Genomic DNA, 10023 nt, shown 5'->3' on the forward strand with positions numbered 1-10023 from the left:
TGAGTGACCAACCTGCGCTATGAAGTTGTGCCGGCCCGAGGGGACAGGGCTGTACGGGCGCGCTATTTCAGCGGCGCCTACCGCCCCGCCTCGGGCTCGTCTGGGTGGTAGTCGAGGCGCCGGCGGGCGCGCTCCTTCTCCGGGTCGGGGATGGGGATCGCCGAGAGCAGCGCCTTGGTGTAGGGGTGCACCGGGTTATCGAAGACCGACTCGACGTCGCCGGACTCGACGAACTCGCCGCGGTACATGACCGCGACCCGGTCGGCGATGTGGCGCACGACGGAGAGATCGTGGGCGACGAAGACGAGGCTGATGCCCAGCGAGCGCTTGAGCTCGACAAGCAGGTTGATCATGCCCGCCTGGATGGAGACGTCCAGCGCCGAGACCGGCTCGTCGAGCACGATGACCGAGGGGCTGGTCGCCAGCGCCCGGGCAAGCCCGATGCGCTGGCGCTGCCCGCCGGAGAACGCACCCGGAAAGCGGTCGATCTGGTCGGGCACGAGCCCGACGAGCCGCATGAGCTCCGCGACGCGGGCGTCGACATCCCCGTCGTAGCCGAGCGAGTTGAGCGGCTCGGCGAGGATCTCCCGGACGGTCATGCGGGGGTTAAGAGAGCTCATCGGGTCCTGGAAGACGATCTGGATCCCGCGGCGCGCCGCGCGGCGCTGCCGGGCGGTCATCTCCCCGGCGTCCTCGCCGTTGAGCACGATCCTCGAGCCCTCCTGCGGCTCGAGACCCATGATCTCGAGCAGGGTGGTGCTCTTGCCCGAGCCGGACTCCCCGACGATCGCGAAGCACTCCCCCGCCCGCACGTCGAAGCTCACGTCCTTCACCGCCTCGACGGTGCCGACGCGGCGCTTGACGAGCGCGCCCTTGGTGATGGGGAACGAGCGCGAGAGGTTCTCCACCTCGAGCGTGGCTGGCCGCTCCTCGCGCGGCACGCCGGCGTACTGGTCCTCGGTGAGCTCCGGGAGGGGGTAGACGTCCTCGCCGAGGTACGTGCCGCGCACGAGCTTCTCGGAGCGCAGGCACGCCGCGCGGTGAGCCGTGCCCGCCCGCCCGGCGCCGACGTCCGCGAGCTCCGGCTCGGCCTCCCTGCACTCGGGCTTCACCATGGGGCAGCGCGCCGCGAACGGGCAGCCGGCCGGCAGGTCGACGAGCGTGGGCGGAGTGCCGGGGATCGCGACGAGAGCGTCGCCGCGCTTCTCGTCGACCCTCGGCGTCGAGTTGAGCAGCCCCACCGTGTACGGCATCTTCGGGTCGGCGAAGAGCTCGTCGACGGGCGCGTGCTCGACCGGGCGGCCGGCGTACATGACCATGACGTCGTCGGCGGTGCCGGCGACCACGCCCATGTCGTGGGTGATCATGATCGTCGCCGCGCCGGTCTCCTGCTGCGCGACCTTGAGCACGTCGAGGATCTGCGCCTGGATGGTGACGTCCAGCGCGGTGGTCGGCTCGTCGGCGATGATCACCCTGGGATCGTTGGCGATCGCCATGGCGATGACGACGCGCTGGCGCATGCCGCCGGAGAACTGGTGGGGGAAGTCGCGCAGCCGCAGCTTCGGCTCGGGGATGCCGACCAAGTCGAGGAGCTCGGCGGCGCGGTTCCACGCCTGCGACTTCGAGATCCGCTGGTGCGCGCGCAGCGCCTCGACGATCTGGGTGCCGACGTCGAAGACCGGGGTGAGCGCGGAGAGCGGGTCCTGGAAGACCATGGCGATGTCGCTGCCCCGCAGCTTGGAGAGCTCCTTGTCGCTCAGGCCCAGGATCTCGCGCCCGTCGTAGGTCACCGAGCCCTCGACGCTCGCGTAGTCGGGCAGAAGCCCCATGATCGCGAGCGAGGTGACGGACTTCCCCGAGCCGGACTCGCCGACGATGCCAAGGCTGCGGCCCGGGTAGAGGTCGAAGTCGACGCCGCGCACCGCGTTGACGATGCCCGCCTCGGAGGGGAAGGAGGCGCGCAGGTCGCGGACCTGGAGCAGCGGCTCGGGCCGGCCGGGGCGCGCGGCGCCGGCGTGCTGGGCCCGGTTCCTCGTGTCGATGGTCATGCTTGTCCTCCGGAACGAGAGTTGGGGTCGAGGGCGTCGCGCAGGCCGTCGGCGATGAACGCCATCGACACGGTGAGCAGGGTGAGGATGCCGGCCGGGAAGTAGAACTGCCAGGGCGCGGCCTGGGTGGCGTTCGCGCCGGCGGCGAGCAGGGTGCCCAGCGACACGTCGGGGAGCTTCACGCCGAGGCCGAGGAAGGACAGTGCGGTCTCGGACATGATGACCCCGACGACGCCGAGGGCGAACTGGATGATGAGCAGAGAGCCGATGTTCGGCACGAGGTGGCGCACGACGGTCCGCGGCCTAGAGACACCCATGAACCTTGCTGCGCGCACGTAGTCGTTCTGCTTAATGCTCAGCGACATCGACCAGATGACGCGGGCGGGGAACATCCACCCGAAGAGCACGAGCACGACGATGAGCAGCTTCCAGTCGCCCTGCGCGTCGCCGACGACGAGCGCGATGAGCAAAAACGTCGGGATGGCGAGGAGGAAGTGGATCGCGCCGATGACGATCTTCTCCGGCAGGCCGCCGTAGAGCGCCGCGCCGGCGCCGAGCACCGCGGAGATCACCGAGGTGCCCAGCGAGGCGAGCACGCCGATAATCAGCGAGCGGCCGAGCCCGTGGACGACCTGGGCGTAGAGGTCGTGGCCGACGTCGGTGGTGCCGAACCAGTGCTCGGCGCTCGGCGGGCTCGAGAGGTTGAGGAAGTCGGCCTCGTCGTAGGCCCAGGGGGTGAGGAACCCGCCGAAGATGGCGACGAGCGCGAGGAGGGCGAAGACCGCGAGCCCCACGACGGCCATCCGGTTGCGCATGAAGCGCCGCACGTAGAGCCGGGTCTTGCTCGTGCCGCGCCCGGCGCCCGGCAGGTCCTCGGCCACGCCGGTGGTGTCGGTGGCGCTCGGCTGGGTGCCGGTGACGACCGAGCCGGGGTCCTCGCGCAGGCCGGCGGCAGGCGCCTGGCCGGGGCCGGGCACGGCGGGCCGCGCGCCGCGGGTGTCGGTGTTGTCGCTCATGGTCTAGCTCACTCTCACTCGCGGGTCGAGGGCGACGACGACGATGTCCGCGAGAATCGCGGAGACCGCGACCATCGCCGAGCCGAAGGCGGCGACGGCGACGGCGCCGTGGACGTCGTTGCGCTGGATGGTCTGGATCGTGTACTGCCCCATGCCGTTCCAGGCGAAGATCACCTCCGTCATGACCGCGCCGGTGAAGATTCCGGGCACGGAGAACGCCACCGAGGTCGCGACGGGGATCAGCGAGGTGCGCAGCGCGTGGCGGCGGATCGCCTGGGGGCGGGTGAGCCCTTTCGCCCGCGCGGTGCGCACGTAGTCGGCGCCGAGGTTGTCGAGCAGGAGGGTGCGCTGCATCATGTGGTATCCCGCGTAGCTGATGATCACCAAAGAAATCGTCGGCAGGATGAGGTGCTGCAGCGCGTCGACGAGCCAGGCGAAGAATCCGCCGCCCGGATTGGACGAGGACCCCACCACGTAGAAGACGCGGGTGCCGGTGAGCTCGTTGATCCAGATGCCGAGCGCGACGACGATGATCGAGATGACCACCACGTGGGTGTTGATCGTCACGATCGACAGGCCCTGGAAGAACCGGTCGGCGAACTTGTACTGCCTGGCCGCCGTGTAGACGCCGAGGCCGACGCCGATGATCACGGAGAGGATCGTCGAGAGGAACAGCAGCTGCGCGGAGACCCCGATGCGGAAGCCGACCTGGTCGTTGACCGAGTCGCCCACCGGGGAGAGCCCCCAGTCCCAGTGCAACAGGACGCCCTGGATCCACGTCCACCACCGCTCGAGGAGCGGCGTGTCCGGGTGGAGGTTGCGCGGCTCGAGCAGCCTGTAGATCTCCTCCTCGGTGGGCGCGGGGTTGCGCTCCCGGTAATTCGACCTGGGTTCGAGAAACGTCGCCGCGAGGAAATAGGCGATGTTGGTAGCGAGAAAGGCAACGAGAAGCCACGTCGCCGCCTTTTTAACAACGTATTTCAACAAGCGCTACCGCCTCCGTCCGTAAATCGTCCAGATCACAGTACGACGACGTTGTGAGGTGCGAGGCGTTTTTCATGCACGAGTTGAAAAAACCTTGTGAACCCCTCCCGAGCAGCGCAAAACCCCCGGGCAAGCCCGGGGGTGGGGGGTAGCCGCGAGGGGGGCGTCAGGCGCCGAGGAAGCGGAACTCCCCGGTCGCGACGGCCACCCCGATCGCCACGGCGGGCACCGCCGCGCACGCGAGGATCGCGAGCGCGTCGCGCCACGTCATCACCGAGCGCCTGGCCCACGTGCGGGGCTGTCCCGCCCGGCCGAAGCCGCGGGCCTCCATCGCGGTGGAGAGCCGCCCGCCGCGCCTAAGCGCGAGCACGAGCAGCGCGAAGCACTGCCCCGCCGCGCGCCTGATGCGGCCCCGGTCGCCGAGGCCGCGGGCCCGGCGGGCGCGCTCCATCGCCGCCCAGTCGTCGCGGAAGAGCACGACCATCCGGGTGCCTGCCACGACGCTGATGACGAAGCGGTGCGGAAGCTTCAGCACCTGCGCGAGCGCGTCGCCGAGGTCCGTGGGGTCGATGTCGCGGATGAGCACCATGACCGGCAGCGCCACGGCGAGCACGCGCAGCACGATCGCGACGGAGAGCTCGATCGAGTTGTCGGTGACCTTCGCTAGCCCGAGCTCAAAGTAGACCTCGCCCTCGGGGCGGGCGTAGAGCATCATCGACACCCCGCCGAGCAGGGCCATGGCGAGGATCGGCCAGCTGCGCCGCGCGAGCTCGAGCCAGCCGACCCCGCAGGCCGGCGAGGCGATGAGGATCGCCGCGAGAGCCACGCTCGCCGAAACCCAGTCGACGCTAACGAGCAGCGGCACGGTGAGCACGAGGAGCCCGATGACGCGGCTCGCGGGGTTGAGCCCGGCGAACAGTCCCCTGCCGCGGCGCGCCGCCGGGGCTGGGGCCGTAGCGCTAGCTGCCTGGCTCAAGGCGCACCTCCTTGTCGCCGAGCGCCGCGCGGAACGCGCGGTCGTGGGTGATCGAGCAGACCGTCACGCCGTCGTCGGTGAGCTCCCTGATGAGCCGTGCTAGTTCCGCGAACGTGTGGTCGTCCTGCCCGAAGGTCGGCTCGTCTAAGAGCACGACCTCGGGGGCCGCGGCGAGCGCGGTCGCCACGGACAGGCGGCGCTTCTCCCCGCCGGAGAGCGTGAACGGGTTCGCCCCGGCGAGGTGCCCGAGCCTAAGCCTCGCCATGAGCTCCTCGATGCGCTCCCCGGCGTCGAGCCCCATGACCCGCGGGCCGACCTCGAGCTCGTCTGCGACGGTGCGGGCGACGAACTGGTGCTCGGGCTCCTGGAAGACGGTGCCGATACGCGTGGCGATGTCCTTGGAGGACCACTCGTGGGGCGCGCCGCGTGCGCCGCGGCGCACCCGCTCGGCGACCGCGACCGCGCCGCTCTCGGGGCGCACGAGCCCGCCGAGCGCGGAGAGCACGCTCGTCTTGCCCGCCCCGTTGGGCCCGGTGATCACCGTGGAGGCCGCCCGCGGCAGCGACAGCGTCCGCGCGGGAAGCCCGTTGACGACCACGCCTGCGGCCTCGACGTCGGGCTCGGCGGCGGCGCGGCCCGGCTCGGCGGCGAAGCCCGCGGCGCGCTCCGGGAGGTCGGAGCCGGCGATCTCTACGAGCCCGCCGGAGCCGCCGCTCAGCCTCGCGACGCGGTCGACGTGGGGCAGCCAGGAGCGCGCGTCGTGCTCGACGACGATGAGGCTCGCGCCCGTCTCGCGGGCGACGCGGGCGACGGCCTCGCGCACGAGGGCCGCGCCCTCGGGGTCGAGGTTCGCCGTCGGCTCGTCCAAGAGCAGCACGTCGGCGCCCATGGCGAGCACCCCGGCGAGCGCGAGGCGCTGCTTCTGCCCGCCGGAGAGCCTCGCCGTCGGCCAGTCGAGCGGCACGCTGAGGCCCACGAGCTCCTTGGCCTCCTCGACGCGGCGCCAGATCTCGTCTCTCGGCACGGCGAGGTTCTCGCAGCCGAAGGCGATGTCGTCGCCGACCCGCGTGGCGACGACCTGGGACTCGGGGTCCTGGAGCACGAGGCCGACGATCCCGTCGACCTCGCGGGAGCCGGCCTGGGAGCCCTCGCTCGCGTCGCCCGCCACCCCCGCGATCGCGGCGAGCAGCGTCGACTTGCCGGAGCCGGAGTCCCCGACGATGAGCAGCCGCTCGCCCCGGGCGAGCTCTAAGTCGACGTGGTCGAAGGCGGGCTCGGCGCGCGAGGCGTGCTTCCAGCCGAAGTCCTTGAGCCGCAGCGCCGGCGCGGGGGCGGTCACCGGGCCTCGCGGCCGGCGGCGAAGCGGTCGAGCGCCCCGGTCTTCGCCAGCCCGCGGACCACCGCCCAGCCGAGCGCCCCGGCGATGATCGCCCCGGAGACGACGACGCAGGCGAGATAGATGATGTTGAACTCGAGGCTGCGCGCGTAGTTCGCGGAGGTGACGAGCTCGAGGAGGAAGGCGCCGACCGCGGCGCCCACCCCGGCGAGCACGCCGACCGGCAGCTTGAAGGAGCGGTAGGCGAAGGCGAGGAAGACGAGCTCCGCGCCGAGTCCCTGCGCCGCGCCGGAGAGGATGACGGTCGCGCCCCACTGGTTGCCCAGCACCGCGGAGACGATCGACGCGATGAGCTCGACGAGGAGCGCCGCCCCGGGCTTGCGGATGATAAGCCCGCCGACGACGCCGGCGATGAGCCAGATCCCGATCGCCAGTCCCCCGAGCCCCGGGGTGACGGCGTCGAAGACCTCGTAGCCAAACCCGCCGATGAAGTTCCACACCCAGAAGATCAGCCCGCCGGCGACGCCGAGGACGGCGGCGACGACGATGTCGACGACCCGCCAGCTCAGCCTCGATCCGCCGGCCCCGGGCGCCTCCCAACGGCTGGTGTCGTCCTTGCCGGTGTTGTCTGTAGTCACGGTCGGCTGCCGCCTCCTTCTACACGTCCCTCGCGCCGGTACTAGCCGGATCAGGTTCCCCCGGTTCGCCTTTTCTTCGGTGGCGTCTCAGCCGCGCCCGCGCGCGGCACCCGTGTGCCAATGAAATGACATCCTATCCTATGCCGAACGACCCGGCGCCCGGCGCCCTCGAGGCCAAGGCCCGGGGCCCGCGGCGCCCGAGCCCGCGGTCCTCGCCGCCCGGCGCGCGGCCGGGCCCGGGGCTACGGTGGGGGCCGTGAATGATACCGGGCGAGACGTCGAACGAAACTTCCGCATCGACGCATCCGACACCGCCCTGATCATCGAGGGCGGCGGGATGCGCCTGTCCTACCTCGCGGCCGTCGTCGAGAAGCTCGTCACCAAGGGCGTGCGCTTCGGCTGGGTCGGCGGGGTGTCCGCCGGCGCGAGCCTCGCGGTAGCGTACCTGACCTCCCAGCCGGGCAACGCGTACACCCAGTTCGTCGAGGTCGCCGCCGATAAGAACTTCGCGGGCCTGGTTCCGCTCGTGCAGCGCAAGGGCTACTTCAACGCGGACTTCATGTACTCGGAGGCGCCGCTCGCGGCCTACGACGCGCCGCTCGACTTCTCGCGGATCGCCTCGCACCCGGCGGCGTTGCGGATCCCGTCGGTGCGGCTCGACACCGGGGAGACGGTGAACTTCGGGTGGCGCGATATCGATTCGCTCTCCGACCTGCTCGACCGGGTGCGCGCCTCGTCGAGCCTGCCGCTTCTCATGCACCCGACCGTCATCGACGGGGTGCGCTATATCGACGGGGCGCTGTCGGCCTCGGGCGGGGTGCCGCTGGACATCGCGCAGCGCGACGGGTTCGAGAAGTTCTTCGTCATCGCCTCCCACCGGCGCGGCTTCGTGCGCCCGGAGCAGAAGCCCACCCGCGCGCTGCGCACGGTGCTGCGCAACGAGCCGATGATCTACGACCTCACGCTCAAGCGCCCGCCGCGCTACAACGAGACGATGCGCGAGATCCAGGCCCTAGAGGAGGCAGGCGCCGCCTACGTCGTGCAGCCCACCGGCAGGCTCGTGTCCTCGACGGAACGCAACCCGCAGCGCATCCGCCAGTCGTACCGCGACGGCGAAGAGCAGGCCACGCGCGAGTGGCCGCTGTGGCGCGAGTTCCTCACCCGGCCGCGCTAGCCCCGCTCGGGCGGCCGCGCTCAACCCGATCACCCAGCCGCCGCGGGCCGGGCGCTGGGGGCAAACCGCGCCCCGTAGTGGCGGGGGCTAAGCCGGTCGCCCTCCCCGAAGAGCTTGTTTCGCAGGGTGCCGGGGCGGTACTCGGTCTTGTAGCGCCCGAGATCCTGCAGGGCGGGCACGACGTGCTCGACCAGGTCCTCGAAGGTGCCGGGCGTGATGTGGTAGGCGAGGTTGAAGCCGTCGACGTCGGTTTCGTCCTGAATCCGCGCGAGCTCGCGAGCGACGGTCTCCCCGGAGCCGACGAGCACGCGGCCCACCCCGCCGATGCCCGCCCACTTCGCGATGCGGCGCACCGTCCACTCTTTATCGTCGCCGGCGAGTGCCTGGAAGTTCGCGACCGTCGAGCGGATCGCGTTGGATTCCACGTCGCCTAAGGGCTCGTCGGGATCGAAGCGGGCGAGATCCACCCCCAGCCAGCCCGAGAGCAGAGCCAGCGCGCCCTCGATGTCGACGTACGAGGCGAGCTCCTCGAGCTTCTCTTTAGCCTCGGCGTCGGTCTTCCCGGTGACGACCGTGATGAGGGTGAAGACCCTGATGTCGTAGGGCTCCCGGCCGGCGGCGACGGCCGCCGCCCGCAGGTTCGCCGTGGCCTTCTTCGCCAACGCATCGGTGGGCGAGTTGATGAACGAGGCCTCCGCGTGACGCCCGGCGAAGCGCTGCCCGCGAGGCGAGGCGCCGGCTTGGAAGATGAGCGGCACCCGCTGCGGGGAGGGCTCGACGATCGCCGCGCCCGGCACCGTGAAGAACCGACCCCGGTGCCCGATGTCGTGGACCTTGTCGGGGTGGGTGAACACCCCGGTTGTCGGGTCGTCGGCGACGGCGTCGTCCTCCCACGAGCCGCCAAGCAGCTGGTAGATGACATCCAGGTACTCGTCGGCGTGGTCGTAGCGCTCGTCGTGCTCGCGCTGGTCCGCCTCGCCGAGGTTGCGCGCCGCAGACGGCAGGTAGCCGGTGACGGCGTTCCAGCCGACCCGCCCGTCGCTCAGGTGGTCGAGGGTCGCGAGCCGGCGCGAGAACGGGTACGGGTGCTCGTAGGCGGTGCCCGCCGTCACCCCGAAGCCCAGGTTCTTCGTCGCGGCGGCCATCGCGGGCACGAGCAGGATCGGGTCGTTGACCGGCACCTGCGCCCCGGAGCGCAGCGCCGCGCGCGGGGAGCCCTCGTACACGTCGTAGGGCCCCAACACGTCGGCGATGAACAGCGACTCGAAGAGCCCCTCCTCGAGGGTGCGGGCGAGCCCGACCCAGTAGTCGAGGCTGCGGTACTCGCGGGAGCGGTCTTCCGGGTGGCGCCACAGGCCCGGCGACTGGTGGCCCACGCAGTTCATGTCGAAGGCGTTGAAGAACACCTGTCGCTCTCCGTCTGGGGTGGTGGGCGGTTGGGTTGCCACGTGGGCCTCCTCACAAGGGTCTGTTCGGGATCGCTTCTCCGCCCCGGCGCCTCGGGAACAACCCGCCCGCCGGGGCGCGCCGCCTTTAGGCGGCGTGCCCGCAGAGCTACCGGCCCGCCCGCTACCCGGTCAACGGTTTTCACCCCGCGGGAGCGCTTCGCGCCGGTGATATTGCGCGCCGCGCGACGAATGGGCGATCCCCCGGCCGCCCTCCCCCGCCGACGCGCGGGGCTCGCGCCTCGCCGCAACGCCTACGGCCCCGCCCGCTCCCTCGCCGAGGAGGGAACGAACGGGGCCGCGTGATCGGTTCGCGGGGCGGCGCTCCCCGCCGTGGGGAGCGCGACGCCTCGCGGGGCTTAGCCGCGGGAGCGGCGCTTGCCGAGCGCCACCGCGCCCGCGCCGG

The 10023-nt window shown here is 71.4% G+C and carries 8 protein-coding genes; 1 reads left to right on the plus strand and 7 read right to left on the minus strand.

Features of this window, described 5'->3' with window-relative positions; genetic code table 11:
• Positions 1-77 precede the first annotated feature (77 nt).
• The 6 genes from HMPREF9719_RS04935 to HMPREF9719_RS04960 form a co-directional block, all read right to left on the minus strand.
• Positions 78-2048 carry a dipeptide ABC transporter ATP-binding protein gene (locus HMPREF9719_RS04935; protein ID WP_004600877.1) on the minus strand — a complete coding sequence of 657 codons (1971 nt, stop codon included), beginning with the start codon at positions 2046-2048 and terminating at the stop codon, positions 78-80.
• The gene (locus HMPREF9719_RS04940) at positions 2045-3064 is read right to left on the minus strand and encodes an ABC transporter permease (RefSeq protein WP_004600878.1); all 1020 of its coding nucleotides are present in this window, start codon (positions 3062-3064) and stop codon (positions 2045-2047) included. The genes HMPREF9719_RS04935 and HMPREF9719_RS04940 overlap by 4 nt, the downstream gene beginning before the upstream one ends.
• Positions 3065-3067: 3 nt before the next feature.
• Positions 3068-4051, minus strand: coding sequence for an ABC transporter permease (locus HMPREF9719_RS04945; protein WP_004600879.1), 984 nt, complete (start codon positions 4049-4051; stop codon positions 3068-3070).
• Between the two features lie 163 nt (positions 4052-4214).
• Positions 4215-5024, minus strand: coding sequence for an energy-coupling factor transporter transmembrane component T family protein (locus HMPREF9719_RS04950; protein WP_004600880.1), 810 nt, complete (start codon positions 5022-5024; stop codon positions 4215-4217).
• On the minus strand, positions 5008-6363 hold the full coding sequence (locus tag HMPREF9719_RS04955; protein ID WP_004600881.1) for an ABC transporter ATP-binding protein: 1356 nt from the start codon (positions 6361-6363) through the stop codon (positions 5008-5010). The genes HMPREF9719_RS04950 and HMPREF9719_RS04955 overlap by 17 nt, the downstream gene beginning before the upstream one ends.
• Positions 6360-6998: an ECF transporter S component gene (locus HMPREF9719_RS04960; protein ID WP_004600882.1), complete on the minus strand. Its 639-nt coding sequence runs from the start codon at positions 6996-6998 to the stop codon at positions 6360-6362. Before HMPREF9719_RS04960 ends, HMPREF9719_RS04955 begins: the two co-directional genes overlap by 4 nt.
• Before the next feature lie 256 nt (positions 6999-7254).
• Between HMPREF9719_RS04960 and HMPREF9719_RS04965 the strand changes: the two genes are divergently transcribed.
• Positions 7255-8172: a patatin-like phospholipase family protein gene (locus HMPREF9719_RS04965; protein WP_004600883.1), complete on the plus strand. Its 918-nt coding sequence runs from the start codon at positions 7255-7257 to the stop codon at positions 8170-8172.
• Between the two features lie 29 nt (positions 8173-8201).
• On the opposite strand, the gene HMPREF9719_RS04970 is transcribed toward HMPREF9719_RS04965, so the two are convergent.
• Positions 8202-9620 (minus strand): LLM class flavin-dependent oxidoreductase, encoded by a 1419-nt coding sequence (locus HMPREF9719_RS04970; RefSeq protein WP_004600884.1) that lies wholly within the window; start codon positions 9618-9620, stop codon positions 8202-8204.
• Positions 9621-10023: the final 403 nt, after the last annotated feature.

The sequence above is a fragment of the Corynebacterium otitidis ATCC 51513 genome (assembly GCF_000296405.1).
Taxonomy (GTDB): domain Bacteria; phylum Actinomycetota; class Actinomycetes; order Mycobacteriales; family Mycobacteriaceae; genus Corynebacterium; species Corynebacterium otitidis.